This window comes from Mesorhizobium captivum, assembly GCF_033977165.1.
Taxonomy (GTDB): Bacteria; Pseudomonadota; Alphaproteobacteria; order Rhizobiales; family Rhizobiaceae; genus Mesorhizobium; species Mesorhizobium captivum.
Genome location: NZ_JAVIJB010000035.1, coordinates 40,747 through 57,455 on the forward strand (window position 1 = coordinate 40,747; position 16,709 = coordinate 57,455).

Consider the following 16,709-nt stretch of genomic DNA (forward strand, 5'->3'; position numbering starts at 1 on the left):
GAAATCTCCGGTCGCAGCCTACCCGGTCAAAACAGGAAACCCCAACGATGAAGACTCTCGTCGTCTGCTCCGGCGGATTGGACTCCATTTCCCTTGCTCACAAGGTGGCAGCGGAGCACGAACTCGCCGGCCTCCTATCGTTCGATTACGGCCAAAGGCACAGCAAGGAATTGGACTTCGCCGGCCTTTGCGCGGAGCGTCTGAACGTCCCGCACAGCATCATCGACATCCGCGAAATCGGCCGCGGCCTTTCCGGCTCCGCGCTGACCGACAATGTGGAGGTACCCGATGGGCACTACGCCGAAGACATGATGATGGTCACGGTGGTGCCCAACCGGAACGCCATCATGTTGGCCATCGCCTTCGGCTTCGCTGCCGCGCGCAAGTCCGAAGCGGTGGCGACGGCCGTGCATGGTGGCGATCACTTCATCTATCCGGACTGCCGGCCAGCCTTCATCGACGCCTTCCAGATGATGCAAGACCACGCGCTCGAAGGCTACGCGAATATTCGCCTCTATACGCCTTATGTGAATCTCACGAAGGCGGACATAGTTGAGGATGGAGCCCGACACGGCACGCCATTTGCGGAGACCTGGTCCTGCTACAAGGGCGGCAAGCGTCACTGTGGACGGTGCGGGACGTGCGTCGAGCGGCGCGAGGCGTTTCATCTCTGTGGCCACCCAGATCCCACCGACTACGAGGACGCCGGCTTCTGGCTCGACGCGTTGCGCAGGAGGAGCGTGTAATGTTCCGCATCACCAAGGAATTCCACTTTTCGGCCTCTCATCAACTCACGTCCTTGCCGCCTGACCACCAGTGCGCGCGCCTGCACGGGCATAACTACATCGTCGAAGTGGAGCTATCGGGCAAGGAACTGAACGAGCACGGCTTTGTCCGCGACTATCACGATTTGGCACCGCTCAAACGTTATATCGATGATGAATTCGACCACCGACATCTCAATGACGTGCTGGGACATGAAAAGGTTACCGCGGAATGTCTGGCCAGACACTTTTATGAATGGTGCAAGGCACGCTTGCCCGAAACCACGGCCGTGCGGGTTAGCGAGACGCCGAAAACATGGGCCGAATGCCGGCCATGACCGATACGCATCCTGCAATCCGCGTGAGTGAGATTTTCGGGCCGACGATCCAGGGCGAGGGCGTGCTCATCGGTCTGCCGACGGTCTTCGTCAGAACCGGCGGATGTGATTATCGCTGTTCCTGGTGCGACAGTCTGCATGCGGTGGACAGGCAATTCCGGCATGAATGGGAGATGATGTCCTCCGACGCGGTGTGGCAAAACGTGGTCGCGCTTTCCGGCGGCCGCCCGTTGATGGTTTCGCTGTCAGGCGGCAATCCGGCTATCCAGCCTTTCGGTGCTCTCATCAAGCGAGGTCATGATGAGGGCTACCGATTTGCGCTGGAAACCCAAGGTTCCGTGGTCCGGGAATGGTTCGCCGAACTTGACGTGCTGGTCCTCAGCCCAAAGCCGCCGTCAAGTGAAATGAGGACCGATTGGGCTACTATCGAGGCATGCTTCCAGGCGGCGCAGGACAAGCCGCAAGTCGTGCTGAAGCTCGTTGTTTTCGACGAAAATGACTATGCCTTTGCGAAAGAGGCCGCCGCGAGATTTCCGCGACTTCCAGTCTATCTGCAACCCGGCAATCACACGCCGCCACACCCCGGAAATGAAGACGCGCCTGTCGACGTTGATGGAATAATGAAACGCATGGAGTGGCTGGTTGATCGCGTAACCCGCGACAGGTGGTTCGAAGCCCGCGTGTTACCACAGCTGCACGTTATGCTCTGGGGTAACAAACGAGGCGCCTAGCCAGCACTCGCCCGGGCGACAGCCTTCGGCATCCCATAGCAAGAAATCGACAATCAAGATGCCGATCGCAGCCTCGTAAAGAGCTTGCGTCGACGGCCTTCCTGTCGCTGCCAGGCAGCATGTAGCGCCCGGAGCGACACTCCACCCTGACCGTCGGCCCTTCTGTCGAATAGGCACGCGCCAGCCGCCAGTGAGCAGAAATCCGCATAAGCACGACATGAAGGGTCCTGCGCGTTTCTCGCGCCGCCGCGGTTTTGGCACGGCGCTTGCTGCGACGTTGTCGCGTTCGACTGAGGCGCCGCGATGGGGACAAGCCCGCGAAGGTCGGAACCCACCTCTCGATCCAGTCAGGGAAAGTGCAATGTCAGCTCTACAAGTCCGCGGTGCGGTTCCCGCACCCCGCAAACCCTTCTATGCCAAGCTTTGCGCCCAAACACTTGCCGCCATCGCCCTCGGCGTCGCACTCGGCCACTCCTATCCGGGGCTCGGCGAGAGCCTGAGGCCCTCCGTGATGCCTTCATCAAGCTCGTCGCGTCTGTCATCTTCCTGACAATTGCGACCGGCATCGCCGTCATGGATGATCTCCGGAAGGTCGGGAGGGTTGCCGGCAAGGCGATGCCTATTTTTTCACCTTCTGACGCTCCCGCTGATCGAAGGCCCGATCGTCGCCAATGTCGTTCAGCTTCTCGCTAGCCTCAACATCGATCCCGCCTCGCTCGATGTCCAAGTCGTGAATACCTATGCCCCAAGGGTCCACGAGCAGTCCGTGACAAGCTTCCTGATGAACGTTATCCCGGCCTGATTGAAGGTGCCTTCGCCGGAGGCGACATCCTGCAGGTGCTGTCCTTCTCGGTGCTGTTCGGCATTGCTTTGGCCAGGATCATCCCGACTGGATATTGCTTCAATCTGGAATGCGCCAACATCTACATGACGCTGGGCCTTTCACTCCGCCAACGAACATCGATCTCTTGATCGGCGATCGAATCCTGCTGCGTCTTGTCACCATGCTCCCTTCGAAGGGGTGAGCTCGCATGGCCGATGTAGGCTTCGTCACATTGGCTACAACGCTCCTTGTCGTCCCGACCGCCCCATGTCGGAGTTCCGCTTGCTGACGAATGTCATTGCTAACGCGGTGGCGTCCCTCGCCGTCGCCCGCTCGGAGGGCGAGCCGGATGAAGTTCGACTGGCAAGGTCCTCCAGCGCTTTGCGGATCAAGTCGTCCCGCGGGTGAACGGCGGTCGCCGCCGGCCAGCTCGCGTGAACGCCGCGCAGGAATTGGGGGCAGGGCGAAAAGCCGTCAAAGAGGCCAGCTGCTATCTGCAACCGATAGCCATGAAACCCTCGCAATTTCCAGTGCTGCGGAAATGGCTATCAATCGATCAAACGCGATTGACGCGAGTTTTACGGTCAAAATGCTCAAACTGCCGCTGAGTGCCTGGCCGTTCCACGTTCGAAATACTTGTCGAACTTGACCGCAATGCTCCTCACGAAGGGACGGTTTTCCGCCGGCACGACGAAACTGTCGCCTTGGAGTTCAAGCAGTCGAGCAGAATCCTTAAGGGCGATGGAGCTTGCCTGACGAAGGAGCTTTTGGCCGGCTTTCCCGAAGCTCTCCACCAGGTCGATCGCCGAGAAGGCGAAATCGCACATCAGTCGCTCGATGATCCAGCCCCTGACGCGATCGTCGTCGGAAAATGCTATGCCGCGGACGACTGCCAGCTCCCCGCCTTCCACCCTGCGCCGATATTCGCCAGTCGAAGGCGTGTTCTGAACGTAGCCCTGGCGAAACCGGCCGATGGACGAAGGGCCAAGTCCAATCAACGTCTCGCAGCGATCCTCGGTGTAGCCCTGAAAATTGCGATGCAACGCCCCCGCGCGGGCCGCTACCGCCAACGCATCGCCTGGCTTTGCGAAATGGTCGAGCCCGATTGATTCGTACCCCTTGTCCTCGATCGCTCGCGCAGCAAGTCGCGATTGAGCGATTCGCTCCGTGGGACCGGGGAGCCATGCCTCGTCGATCATCGTCTGATGTTTCTTGAACCAAGGCACGTGAGCGTAGCCGAACAGCGCCATCCTGTCCGGTTCCAGGGTGAGCGCCTGCGCCACGGTGGAACGTACGCTCTCGCTGGTTTGATGCGGCAGGCCGTAGAGCAGATCAAGGTTCACGGAATCTACTCCCCGGGAACGAACGCCGTCGACGACCGCCTTCGTCTGCAAAAAACTTTGCTCGCGGTTGATCGCCTTTTGCACTTTCGGATCGAAGTCCTGCACGCCGAGGCTTGCCCGCGTCATACCAATTTCGGCAAGCGCGTCGAGGCGGGCTTCGTCCATCTCGTTCGGATCGATCTCGACGCTGATCTTGGCATCGTCGAGAAAATCAAAATTGTCTCGCAGCGCCGTCCCCAATGCCACCATATGCTGCGGCTTCAGCACGGTCGGCGAACCGCCCCCGAAATGAAGCGCGCGAATTCGGCCCTTGCCGCTGACAAGGCCGCCAACCGTCGCGATCTCAGCATACAACGAGCGCAAATAAGCGGCCACCGGCTCATAGTGGCGCGTCTGTTTGGTATGGCACGCGCAGAACCAGCAGAGCCTATCGCAATAGGGAATGTGCAGGTAGAGCGATATTTCGCCGCCGCCTTCGAGCGCCTCCAGCCAGCCGCGGTAAACGGCAGCATCGATACCCGGATGGAAATGCGGCGCGCTCGGGTAACTGGTGTAGCGCGGGACGTTCTCGCAAAGTCTGGCAGCTAGTTCCGGTCGCATGTAGTGGTCCACCTTGTTGCGTCGTCGGGACTGTGGACTCGCAGATGAGCCAGAGCCCTGATTTCGGTCAGGCTCCAGCACGACAAACTGCCGCAAAGATTTTTCTACCGTCGATTGTTATCGTGCCGGCGCTTGGGCCGGGAGGGCGATCAGATCGGGAGAGCGATCAATGACAGTACGGCACGACATTCACAGTTCCGGCATCCCCGCCTATTGCCTGTCTTGCCAGGCACGGCGCCGCGGCCTCTGCAGCGCGCTCGATCCAGATCGTTTGGCTAAGCTCGCCAAGACTTCGTCGCGGCACAGCGTCGAACCGGGCGTCGAACTGATTGGCGATGCCGAGGCCCTCAACAGCTATTCGAACGTGCTATCGGGCGTGGTGAAGCTGACGAAGAGCCTTTCGGACGGCCGCCAGCAAATCGTCGGTCTCCAGTTCGCGCCGGATTTTCTGGGACAGCCGTTTAAGGCGAAAAGCGCGATCCATGCCGAAGCGGCAACGAGAGTCTCGCTGTGCTCGTTTCCCAAAGCGGCAATCGAACAGATGATGAAGCAATCACCGGAGCTCGAGCATCGCCTGCTCAGGCAGACGCTGAACGAACTTGACGAAGCACGCGAATGGATGGTGACTCTGGGCTGCAAGACCGCGCCTGAGAAGGTGGCGAGCTTTCTTCTCATGATCGCCCGCAACATCGGCTCCAGTGTTGGTCCGGCAGCCAGGTCGGCGTGCTTCGATCTGCCGTTGACGCGTGCCGACATCTCTGATTTCCTTGGAATTACGAACGAGACGGTGAGCCGTCAGTTGACCAGACTGAGAATGGACGGCGTTATCCGGATCGAGAACAACCGCCGTGTCACGGTAGACAACATGAGCCGGCTGGAACAGCGTTGTGGTGGGCGGCGGCCGGGGCGCAACCGTCCCATTTACGAGACCTGAGCGGCCGCTCCTGCCTCGCTTGCCTGGCCCGGGACAGGGCACGATCGCGTTCGAGCGCGATGCGTCGCCGCAAGCCTTCGAAAAAGTGGCATAGCATCTATCGGACCACCGGGACTGATCGTCTGAGTGTTTCGGCCACCTGGTTGCCAGGCATTGATCCTCGACGTGCTCAACGCGCAATCGGCTGGTGGAGGCAGATTAGACCCGGGCCAAGGTCAATTGCGCCTCATTCGCGGGGGAGCGACAGTCTCCGAAGGAAGGGGTCGGACGTTCGAATCGTCTCGGGTACGCCAAAGTTTTTCAAATAGTTATTCGAACAACTATCGTTATGGCCGAGCTCATGTAATTTTCATGCAACAAGAATGTCACGGCAGATTGGATTCCACAGGTGCCGAAAATCGACGTCTACCGGCGATTACGGTCAAATGCAAGGAGGGAAGTAAGCATGGAATACGCAATTTGGGCGGATCCCAAGCGTCCGAAAGATTTTCCTGGACCGAAGGAAACACTTGCCCGCCTTGCGAAAGCCACTGACGAATTTTTGGCCACCGAAACCGACCTTCTGGAAGTTGAGGTTAACGAGCGCAGTTTGACGCACCGTCTAGCGGTGCACATCGCGCCCCACTTCGATCAATGGCACACCGACTGTGAATACAATCGGTTAGGAGACGCGACCAAGAATCTGCCTCGGCCAGAGGAGTTGAAGGCGTCCCCAGATGATACTTCTGCCCTCACAATCTTCCCCGACATCATAGTTCACCGCAGGCGAACCCATTACAACTGTGCCGTCGTCGAGGTGAAAAAGGCTGCAAACCCGAGGGGGCTCGACCTTGATGTCGCAAAGCTACGCGGTCTCACAATGGCCGGAGAGTACGACTACATGCTGGGACTGCATTTGATCATCGACTGCGCAAACGCTGTGATCGCTAAGGTCGTCGTGTATCGAGGCGGAGAGGTGGACGAGGATCTCACTGCTTCTGCGGTGAATCTTTTCGCACCGCAATGATCTAGAGCTCTGCGGCAGCATTGATGGGTGAAAGGGGACGGATAATTGGGGCAGATAGCGTACAACGCGATGACTGGAGAGACGGCCGAGGCCTTTTCGGTCTCTGATGCCGTTTGGCTGGGGATTTGCGCTGCACCGCTGGGGACATGGCTAATGCCGCGGACAGGTTGGCCGGCCGTGCCCAAAACATCAATCCGAGGTCTACGGTTCTTCGCGCATGCCCCTGGATTTGCAGGACAACTTCCCCACCCCGAAAGCTACGCTCACACCCGCCTGAAGATCGATGTTGTCAAGGCAGCTCGAGCTATGGGATTTCGGGCCGAGTTGGAGGTTTGGGGAACAGACGGAAATGGTGCCGAATGGATAGCAGATGCGCTGGTTTTTGCTGACAATGGCGCGCCGGTCGCATTTGAGATTCAACTCTCAAGCCAGCATTTGGATGGCTTTCTAGCCAGGGGAGAGCGTTATCAGCGCTCCGGGGTCAAATGTTGTTGGATCATGTCTGAGCGCCCAGTGGCCTTAAGGCTGACAAAGGCCCTCAGCTACAAAAATATCCAGTACTACCGTGAGACCGGTGAGTTCCTATGTGATTGCGAGGAAATAGTACCGTTTGCAGTGGATCTTGCGGGTAAGGACACGTATCCCGATGTTTTGCCGCCTGTCAGATTCAGTAGGGGCCGCCACATTAAACGGATGCCGCTATCGGAAGCTATTAACGGCATGCTTCGCGGGTATCCGAACTGGCGACTGCCGGACTGGCATTGGAGAGCGCCTGAAGTATCTGTTGATTAATGCCCTTTCCGGCTGTGAAGCAACGAGGTCGCCATAGACGCCGGTCGTTCAATGCAATAACAACGTTGCCCAGCCCAATGGGATTATGCTTCCAATGGGAAGAAGTATCTGTCTAAATTGATTCGTTCAAATATAGAGTAACGCCGCTTACTCCGGGGGGGAGCCATGTGGTCTGACAATGAGACCGATCGGGATTTTTTGAATTTTCGGTATGTCGCTGACATTGCGGCGGAAATGATAGCACAGGCTAACGGCCGCCCGCTTTCGCTAGGCGTGTCCGGCGGCTGGGGTGTCGGTAAGTCATCTCTGATGAAGCTGCTCGCGCAATCCCTCCGCGAGAAAGGCAGCGACAAATTCCTGTTCGTCGAATTCAACGCGTGGCTGTATCAGGGCTTTGATGATACGCGAACCGCCTTAATGGAAATCATCGCCCGTGCGATCCTGGCGCGGGCCGAAGAGAAGAAAGGCGCCGTCGACAAAGCAGTCGACAAGGCGAAAGGCTTGCTAGCCCGGGTAAATTGGTTTCGCCTTGCCAGCGTCAGTGCGACCACGGTGGCCTCCCTCGCAGTAGGACTGCCGCCGGTAGGTCTTTTGGCAGAAGGGACCTCGGCTTTCAAAGGCCTTTTCGACGGCTCCATAAGCCAAAAGGACGTTGACCAAGCAGCTGATGTGGCATCAAAGGCGGCAGAAGGCGGAAAAGGGTTAATCGGCCCCGCCGCCGCTCCCGCAGGCCCAACACCTCCGCAAGCCATTCATGATTTTCGCGATGCGTTGGAGGATACGCTTCGCGAGCTGGATGTGACGCTTGTCGTTCTAATCGACGATCTCGACCGCTGTCTTCCGCCGACTGCGATTGCGACGCTTGAAGCGATGCGTCTGTTTCTCTTTTTGAAAAGAACCGCTTTTGTAATTGCAGCCGATGATGCCGTTATCCGCGAGGCCGTCCGCGCGCATTTCAAAGGGATGGCGCTGAATGATGACCTTGTTACCAACTACTTCGACAAACTGATACAGGTGCCTATTCGCGTTCCGCCTCTCGGAACACAAGACGTCCGCGCATACCTAATGATGCTCTTCGTCGAGAACAGCACGCTACCGCAGGCAGAAAAGGACAAGGTTCGCAACGCAATCAGCCAACGCCTTGGCGAAACGTGGACAGGCAAGCGGGTCGATCGCGCATTTGTAGCGTCACAGATTTCCGGGGCCACGGCAGCCTTGTCAGCCCAGCTGGATTTGGCCGACCGTATCGCGCCAATTCTAACAACGTCATCAAAGATTGCTGGCAATCCTCGCTTGATAAAGCGCGTTCTGAACACACTATCCATTCGTATGTCGATCGCACGGGCGCAGAAGGTGAACGTGGACGAGACGGCCCTAGCGAAAATGTTGTTGTTCGAGCGCTGCGGATCGGAAAAGGCGTATTCTGAGCTTCTGGCTGCCATTAACGAGAGCGGCGATGGAAAGCCGGTTTTTCTTGCGCCTTGGGAGGAAGCGGCTGGCAAGAATGCGGACATCCCGCAACTCGAAGGGGACTGGAATAGCGACTTCGTACGCGAATGGCTCGCACTGCAGCCGCCGCTTGCGGATTTGAATCTGCAGGGCGTGGTCTATGTCAGCAGAGAACACATGCCAATCATCACAGCAGCTGACAGGCTTTCCTCAGAGGGCGCAGAACTTCTCGAAGCAGTCGTCAAGCTCAATGCAGAGAGCGCGGCTGTTGGCGCCAAACTGAAGACCCTCCCGGCGCACGAGCTCGGGATCATTACCGAGCGCGTTCTCGGAAGGTCCAGAATGGTCAATATATGGGGCACGCCGAACGAGCTGTTCGGATTGCTAACGCTTGCCCAAGCGCCCGGCGAACATGTCCAAGCAATTACAAGATTTCTCGCAGGATTGCCTGGCTCGCAACTTACAGCGGCGATTGTGCCCCTGCTTGCCGACAAACCATGGGCAACGCCCATCCTGAGCGGCTGGGCAGGCAAAGCCGATATCAAGGACCCTGTGAAAAGGGCCATCACAGCGGCGTCAAAGAAGGCGGGGAAATAATGGGCACCTCCACGTCGAGCCGGGGACCGGGCAAGGATGTCCCGCTAGTGCCTGAATGGGTTCCTTCAACGCCCGGTCAACCGGCGCCAGCGGCGCCGCCGGCTCAGCAACCGCAGCCACTTCAGCCGCCACCTCTGCCGGCACCGGTTCCCGCGGCGCCGCCACGACGCTTCCAGCAGGCGCGCACCAGTCTCGGGCGCTTCGCCCGCAGCGGTTCTCGGGACGATCTCAGGCGAGGCCTTGGTCATTATTCCCGCAGCGGTCTTGGCGGATCATCCACTGCAGCACGGCGTATGGGCGGTACGGCCCAGCGAGCCGGCGGTCTCTATGGCGTGCTCGATGCGTTGCGGACTGCGACCCCAATCCCAACGGAACTAGCGCTGGACCCGACCCAGCTCGCCGGCAAATCGCAGGCGGAAATCGCGGACATAATTGCCAACGCGCTGGCCCCAGTTGACGGCACGCAAGACGGCGAAGCCGCGCGTGACTCGGTTTCTCGATCGCTTTCTGAGTTGCTAGACGCGGATCCGAGTGCGGACCTTACGAATCTGAACGCGGCGCAGATTTATGGCGTCGTGGAGGGTTACATTGCGCACGATCTTGCGCACCGTATCGAACTCGATGTCGGAAAGGCGGTTCTCGACAAAGCGGACTCGTACTCGGAGGGCGTCGAACGACTCCAGGAAATGAAATCTTATGTCCGCCAGGAGGTCGCGCGTGCTTTTAGGGTCCAGCGAGCCTCACAGCCGATGAACCGCCAAAATGCAGTATCAATATCCGACGCCATCCTGCGCGACACATTCGAAATCTTTGAGAGCTACCTATGACGACCGTCGGATGCGCTCCAGCAGGGACATCTTTGCCGTCCGGCGTCGATACGCCGTTCGTACTGTATGGCTACCGATCGTCGCCACATGTCGGCTCAGTGGGAGCTACCATCCCACCAGTGGTGCGAGCGCTAAGTCTCAGCCCTGCGGCACGCGCTTGGGATTTTCTGTCATTAGCGCTTTCGGTTATCGCGGCAGACGAAAGCTCCACGCGAACGACAAGCGCTGATGGCTGGACGCGCCAGATCAAGCTCACGGTCGCTGTAATAGATCCGAGCTTTTGGACAAGTGCTGCACCGCAACTTGAGGAAGCGCTTCGCTTCTTGACCGCCGACATTTGGAATCTGGAATTCATTGGGGGCGGATATCTTCCGGCACCTCCTAATCCGGTGAAGGTCCGCAACGAAGATGTGGTCTGCTTGCTGTCGGGCGGGATGGACAGTCTCATCGGTGCAATGGACCTTGTTGCCGCAGGGCACCTGCCTTTCCTGGTCAGCCAGATCGCAAAAGGTGACAAGCACGACCAGCGAACCTTCGCCCAGCGGATCGCCAAGCAGGCGATGCATTTGCAAGTGAACCACAACGCCTCACCGCCGGGGCGGTCGGAAAGGTCACAACGCGCGCGATCGATGATGTTTTTCGGGGTAGGGGTTCTTGCGGCCACTTGCCTCCAAACCTACGGGAAAGGGACGGCGGTAAAGCTGTATGTGCCTGAAAACGGGTTCATCAGCCTCAACGTGCCGCTAACGCCGCTGCGTCTCGGTTCGCTCAGCACGCGTACGACCCACCCTTTCTATCTGGCGAAGCTTCAAGAGGTCCTTGATGCCGCTGGGCTCAGCGTGAAGCTGGTAAACCCCTATCAGTACAAAACCAAGGGGGAGATGCTCGCCGAGTCCAAGAACCAGCCGCTTCTGAAGCAACTCATTGGATCAACTACCAGCTGCGGTCGCTATGCTCGCACGGGGTTCCAGCAGTGCGGACGCTGTGTCCCATGTTTGGTTAGGCGCGCGTCGTTTTTGAAGTGGGGCGTGACCGACGCGACGCCGACCTACAAGTATGATGCCATCGGAACACCGGGCCGCCGTTTTCGCGACTTCGATGATGTCCGGTCAGTCGCTGCGGCAGTGCACACGGTTGACACTTTAGGCGTGGAGGAGTGGATAGGCGGCGCCTTGAATTCAGCCATCGTCGGAGATACGGCGTTAGCTCAAGGTGTGGTGGAGCGTGGTCTCGACGAGCTCAAAAAATTATTACAGGTGCAAGGCGTCCTTTGATCGATTTTCACTGCCACATTGATCTCTTCAAAGATCCGAATCCGATCTTAGACGAAGCGGAAAAGAAAGGTGTCTATCTGCTGGCCGTCACGACCACGCCGAAAGCGTGGACCGGCACGAAACGGCTCATCGGAAACCGGCGACGCGTTCGGATTGCATTGGGGCTCCATCCAGAACTGGTACGTGAGCGCCACACCGAAATAGCCCTCTTCGAGCACTATCTGTCGGAAACGGGCTATGTCGGCGAGGTCGGGCTCGACGGCAGCCCGCATTTGAGCGACAGCTTTGAGTTGCAGATCAAAACATTGCGTCGAATCTTGCTCGCCTGCAGTAAGGTAGGCGGACGTGTGATTAGTCTGCATTCGCGGCGTGCTGCCTCTAAAGTCCTGGACCTTCTTGAAGCCGAGCCGGCGGCCGGAACGCCAATCCTCCACTGGTTCTCGGGAAGCACTCGAGAGCTTGAGCGCGCTATTCAAATCGGTTGCTGGTTCAGTGTGGGACCTTCGATGATGGGCTCAGCAAAGGGACGTAAGCTCGTTGAATTGATGCCACGGGAGAGGATCCTAACCGAAACGGATTCACCGTTCGCGCAAATCGACGGACGACCGCTTTCGCCCTGGGACGTGAGGCTAGCGTATCCCGCCATAGGGGACATTTGGAGCTGTTCAGAAAGCGATGTTGAAACGCAACTCCTGTCGAATCTCCGAAGCCTGGCCGCTGGCGTGAGGGGTCGCTGAACCTTGGATTTTCTTACACAAACCCTTGCACAACAAATCAGAAACTGCCGAGTATCACTGTGTAAGCAAGATGTTGTGAGAAGGATATTCGGTCTCCAAAGCTATAGCCATGGGTGTTGAGTTTGCTCCATGATGGCGGTGTGGAATAGGGTCTTCTTCAGCTTGTCTCGCGAGTTTTTTATAGCGTCGTTTAGTTCATGCACGTTGGAATCCCAGTGAGCCTTTAAATATCCTTCAGCCGGCGCCAATTCGGATTTTGTTTTGATCCAAAGGGATGCCCTACCATCGAGGCAAGACAGAAGCAGCCCAAAGGCTGCAAAGGCCGCCGCTGGATCCGGAGCCTTGAGATATTCGCAATACCAGTGGCGCGCCCATCGGTTCAGCTCAAAGGTGGTATGGCTGGCTTGATAGACCGATGCCAGCCATCCACGATTGGGCTCCCGACCCGAGAAATCTTCCCAAAGGCTGATGAACGGGCTAACGGCATCGGAATATCCAAGCAACGTGTAGGCCTTGGCAATCTCGCCGGCCCGCCCACTGGCTTCGCCGTCACGGATGACGCGCTCGAGCCAGCCGGCGTGACCGTTTTTTAGTGCGGCTTGAACTAGGGCTGCCAAATCCTGATCCGTCGTTGCCGACGACAGGACGCGGGTGCGCATCCGATCACCATTTTCACCCACAGGTGATTTCATGGGCATAAGCGCTAAGCTTTGGTTTTTTACGATTCCGCCCGCCATTCTCTCAGTGAGTTTGTCCCAAAGGACTTCAGCCTGCTGCGCACCAGCTTCGAACAGCATTCGACAAAGAGCGATAAGCGGAAATTCATCCATAAGCACCAAATGTGGAATATCGTCGATTTCACTGAGCCAGCTGGTCAGCCAAGGCAGGAATCCATTCGAATCCTGGGAAATCAGGGCGCGCATGGCCGCCTCATGCCGAACCCAGTGATCGCCGACAGGGCCCGATCGCAATACAAGCGAGTCTCCGAGGGCCGCTCGCAAAAACATGTCGTATGAGTGCAAGATGGCGGTATCGGTAGGATGCCAAATTGCTTGCAGGGCAACGACCTCAGGGTCTGCCCTTTTGAGCAGGTCCGGCCGGCCCAAAACTTCACTTGCAGCGAGCAGCGCGCGAGAAACATGCGCCCGCTCGAGTCGATTTCCAGCTGATTTTGCGTCCCTGCCGCTTGCCGCGACCGCCTCCATGACTGAAGGTTCACGAGTTGCCGCCGCCAACTCAATGGCCAGACGCCCAACGTCCTCGTCCTCGTCGGATATGAGAGCAGCCAAACCGCTCCATCCGCGCAGTGTCTCGTCGGCCGCCCTTTGGCGCAGATAATATAACCAAACGAGCTTTTCAGCCTTCGTTCCCGTGAGGGGAAACTTGGCTAATTCGTTCCGAAGAAGCGTCTGGTCCGGTTGGGGTAACGCACCATCGAGGAGGGCGAGTTCGGTCGCGTTACGGCATTCCTTCGTGATAATTGTAAGCTGTTCGCTCGCAGAAGCATCCCAAAGCCGTACTTCCAGCCGGCGGGCGCGCCACCAGAGCAGCTCCTTCTCATCAGCGAGTTTGCCGCTACCAAGTACGCTGTCTATCGCCTCAACAAGGACGTGGCGTTCCTCCGCGGTCAACAGCATAAGGATGCTGTGTGCTCGGTGCACGAGTCCCCATAGCTGTTCAGGGGTGCGGTCAGAGGCGCTTCTGACCGCCTCAACAGCAACCTCCTGCAAAACGGCCGGTTCGAGCCGTGCCAAGCTGATCCTGGCGTTTTTGAAACGAATATCTTCGTCACCGTTTTGGCGGTGATGAAGCCACAATAGGCGTCCGCTGACATGCTCTTTGTGACTATCGCGACCTGGCTGCTGGAATGGGTTTCGAGGATCTGCCCATGCGGCTTGCGCCGCCTTCCCGTCACTTTCCGTTTCCGAAGTCTCACTTCTGCCAAGCAAGCCTTGCGCGCGCGGATCAGCAATGGCTTCGAGAAGGTAATTCGCCGCCTCGTTGGCAATCCCGTTTCCGACGGCACGCAGCCTTTCGATCCATTCATAAAAGACCAGTTCGAACGGCTCTGGATCTTCGTTGTTGAGTCGCAAAACCCAGGCAAGTTCCTCGAGGTGGCGTGGCACGCCCATCACAGCTCGGCTGAGTCCCCAAGCCGTGAAGGCACGAATAAAGGGCGCGCGCGGCAGGAATGAGAGAATGCCGAATACCCTATGGCTAAACCAACTGACGTCTCCGGATGTCCGCAGCTCGATCCTCGGCCATTCGTGGCTTCCGCGGTTCTGCCATTTTGCCAAAGATGCTTTCGTCCGAGCCCGGTTCTCGATCGACCGTTTGGAGCTGGGGTCAATTCGGCCCAGGAATCGGCCTTCATCAGGGTCTTCCCATAGCCAGCCCAGCCATTGTTCAGCCCGGGGAACAAGGTGGGAGGCGACTTGTGGGAACCGATAAGCCTGGACCATCCCTTTGATAAGGATTTCATCGGAGAAGCTTCCGCTTCCCTCCTTCGAAAGCCATGTCTCCTCGACATTTTGACAGATCAGGTCGACGTCGAGTCCGATCAGGCGCCAGTAGGCATCGAAGTCTACCTGCATGAAATTCTGTTCTGCCAGCCAGCGCTTCAGTATGGCGCGCCGGGCGCCGCGACCGACTTCAGGGTCGAGCAAGGCGATGGTCGACGCGGCTCGTAAGATTGCGACGCCCAATGTTTGGCCTTTGAACGGGTCGACAAAGCCAGCGATGATCGCAGCCGCCGGACCATCGTCAGGAGCCTGTTTCAATTCGTGCGCCAGCGTCAGGCCGAGCACAAACGGCGTAAGTTCGGGATTAACGCGGAACTCATGCGCCCGTTTTCCCGGCTCCAGCCAGCGTCCGGCAACGATCTCGCCGAGCGTTTCGAGTAAGTCTTTCCGTTCTTTGCCGCTGTCCCTTCCCAAGCGGTCAAGTAGGTCCCGTCGGGTAAAGGCAGAGTTTTCGACCGACTTTCTCAGGGTCGTTCCGATGTCGCGGACAAAATCCTGAAACTCTCCGTCGCCAATGGCGAGCGCCGAACCGCGCCGTAGGATGCGGTTCTTCCAGTCCTCATAAGCTAGACGTTCAGGGGTGATATCGCCGCTTTCAGCAAGCTCCTTTTGCCTCGTGATTGCCAACAAGGAGAGGCGCGGAACTCTCATCAGCGCAAGCATCGGCTCGGTGAAACTCTCCCGGGAAAGGTGATGCCTGCTGAGCAAGAGGTCGAGCTCTTCATTGCTAAAAACGGTAACTGGGATCTCGACGGGCTCCGGGGTCAGCGGTGCGAGCTTATGAAGCTCTGCCCAGTGATCGGGCCAACATGTCATCAGCACGGCAATTCGGCCGAGCCAGCGCTGGTCGAACAAAGGTTGGACAAAATCTGCCCAATCGCGCTTCATCCAGTTTTGATTGAGACCATCGATTACAAGAATGAGTTGAGGTCCGACCGCTTCAGCACGGCGCCACTGGTCAAGCCGATGCTGCCAAAACTGGCGGTCGCCTTGTTGGAGGCGGGTGGCCAGCAATCGACTGATCAACTCCTCAACGGTTTCGTCCCGGATGTCTTTGGCAGACACGAAGATCGTCAACGGCAAGGAAACCGGCTGTTGCGAACGATCAATCCACCAAGACAAGAACGACCATGATTTGCCGACGCCCTCATTACCAATCAGAACGGCCAGGCGTGAATTTGCCAACCACTGATCAAGCCGCTCGCTCAGGGCTTTACGAGCAATCCGCGTTTCGGGGGAGGCGAGTAGATCGTGGCCGCGGCCGCCCAGTCGTGTCCCCGCGTTTGGTTGGTTTTGCAGCCCTGCCCGCATCCAGTCACACATTGCCACCGTCGCCGCGGCGTAGCCGATATCCGCTGCCGTCAGGCGGTTTCGTAGGCGGTCACGAAACTTGTCAAAATTGGAGTGAGCTCGGATCGCCGCGATCGAAGTTGTGATAACGGCATCGGTTCCTATATACGCTGCAATTGCGTTCGGAGCTTCCGCGCACAGAACGGCAAGATCTGGGAGAACGCCTTGTCCTGCGGGCCAATCGAGAACGAGGGCCGCAATCCCCTGAGATACGCTCGATTTGGACAGCTGCTCGTGATCGGAGGCAGAAATCTCTCTCGTTGTCGCCAAAATCCACAAGTCTACGGGGTCGTCCTGCACGGCAGCGTCGAACAACTTTGCCCGCAGCTCATCTAAGCCAAGGTGCGTTTTTTCCGCGTAGCGTTTCCCTTCCAGGCCGATCTTGATCGTATTGCTGCCGACCGCCCGGACGTCGGAGCCTCCCTGTGGACCGGATTTCGCGAGTCTGAAAAGCTGCCCGGTGATTTCGGACAAAACGTCTCTCGTCAAACCTTCAAAGCCTGAAGGGGCCAGCTGCGTCGAGGGCGCGAAGGCGCGAGGCAAGTTCTGATTTGGCTGTGTCAAAATCCATCCGGTTTCCCCAGCATTGGTTAGGGTTGTTGCCGTCGCAGATTCTACGATT

12 protein-coding genes and 1 pseudogene are annotated in these 16,709 nt (G+C 58.0%); 11 read left to right on the forward strand and 2 right to left on the reverse strand.

From position 1 onward, the window contains the following. Positions 1 to 47: 47 nt before the first annotated feature. The 4 genes and pseudogenes from queC to RFM40_RS25130 all read left to right on the forward strand — a co-directional run bounded on the left by queC (position 48) and on the right by RFM40_RS25130 (position 3,064). Positions 48 to 746, forward strand: coding sequence for a 7-cyano-7-deazaguanine synthase QueC (gene queC, locus RFM40_RS25115; RefSeq protein ID WP_320278497.1), 699 nt, complete (start codon positions 48 to 50; stop codon positions 744 to 746). Further along, a complete protein-coding gene (gene queD / locus RFM40_RS25120; protein WP_320278498.1) occupies positions 746 to 1,102 on the forward strand; it encodes a 6-carboxytetrahydropterin synthase QueD in 357 nt (118 codons plus the stop codon). Before queC ends, queD begins: the two co-directional genes overlap by 1 nt. Next, positions 1,099 to 1,833, forward strand: a complete 735-nt coding sequence (gene queE / locus RFM40_RS25125) for a 7-carboxy-7-deazaguanine synthase QueE (protein ID WP_320278499.1) — start codon at positions 1,099 to 1,101, stop codon at positions 1,831 to 1,833. Before queD ends, queE begins: the two co-directional genes overlap by 4 nt. A 361-nt stretch (positions 1,834 to 2,194) precedes the next feature. Continuing rightward, positions 2,195 to 3,064 (forward strand): annotated as a pseudogene (locus RFM40_RS25130) (cation:dicarboxylate symporter family transporter). Positions 3,065 to 3,249: 185 nt separating this feature from the next. On the opposite strand, the gene hemN reads toward RFM40_RS25130, so the two are convergent. Further along, positions 3,250 to 4,599 (reverse strand): oxygen-independent coproporphyrinogen III oxidase, encoded by a 1,350-nt coding sequence (gene hemN / locus RFM40_RS25135; protein WP_320278500.1) that lies wholly within the window; start codon positions 4,597 to 4,599, stop codon positions 3,250 to 3,252. 169 nt (positions 4,600 to 4,768) lie between these two features. Here hemN and RFM40_RS25140 point away from each other — a divergent pair, with 169 nt between their 5' ends. The 7 genes from RFM40_RS25140 (at position 4,769) to qatD (ending at position 12,215) form a co-directional block, all read left to right on the forward strand. Continuing rightward, positions 4,769 to 5,533: a Crp/Fnr family transcriptional regulator gene (locus RFM40_RS25140; RefSeq protein ID WP_320278501.1), complete on the forward strand. Its 765-nt coding sequence runs from the start codon at positions 4,769 to 4,771 to the stop codon at positions 5,531 to 5,533. Between the two features lie 445 nt (positions 5,534 to 5,978). After that, the gene (locus tag RFM40_RS25145; protein WP_320278502.1) at positions 5,979 to 6,539 is read left to right on the forward strand and encodes a hypothetical protein; all 561 of its coding nucleotides are present in this window, start codon (positions 5,979 to 5,981) and stop codon (positions 6,537 to 6,539) included. A gap of 153 nt (positions 6,540 to 6,692) precedes the next feature. Then, positions 6,693 to 7,331 carry a competence protein CoiA family protein gene (locus RFM40_RS25150; RefSeq protein ID WP_320278503.1) on the forward strand — a complete coding sequence of 213 codons (639 nt, stop codon included), beginning with the start codon at positions 6,693 to 6,695 and terminating at the stop codon, positions 7,329 to 7,331. Positions 7,332 to 7,496: 165 nt separating this feature from the next. After that, positions 7,497 to 9,377, forward strand: coding sequence for a KAP family P-loop NTPase fold protein (locus RFM40_RS25155; RefSeq protein WP_320278504.1), 1,881 nt, complete (start codon positions 7,497 to 7,499; stop codon positions 9,375 to 9,377). Beyond that, a complete protein-coding gene (gene qatB / locus RFM40_RS25160; protein WP_320278505.1) occupies positions 9,377 to 10,204 on the forward strand; it encodes a Qat anti-phage system associated protein QatB in 828 nt (275 codons plus the stop codon). Before RFM40_RS25155 ends, qatB begins: the two co-directional genes overlap by 1 nt. Continuing rightward, positions 10,201 to 11,478: a Qat anti-phage system QueC-like protein QatC gene (gene qatC / locus RFM40_RS25165; protein WP_320278506.1), complete on the forward strand. Its 1,278-nt coding sequence runs from the start codon at positions 10,201 to 10,203 to the stop codon at positions 11,476 to 11,478. Before qatB ends, qatC begins: the two co-directional genes overlap by 4 nt. Continuing rightward, a complete protein-coding gene (qatD, locus tag RFM40_RS25170; protein ID WP_320278507.1) occupies positions 11,475 to 12,215 on the forward strand; it encodes a Qat anti-phage system TatD family nuclease QatD in 741 nt (246 codons plus the stop codon). The genes qatC and qatD overlap by 4 nt, the downstream gene beginning before the upstream one ends. Positions 12,216 to 12,316: 101 nt before the next feature. Here qatD and RFM40_RS25175 read toward each other — a convergent pair whose 3' ends face one another. Then, complete coding sequence (locus RFM40_RS25175) at positions 12,317 to 16,561, reverse strand: hypothetical protein (RefSeq protein ID WP_320278508.1); 4,245 nt, start codon at positions 16,559 to 16,561, stop codon at positions 12,317 to 12,319. Positions 16,562 to 16,709: the final 148 nt, after the last annotated feature.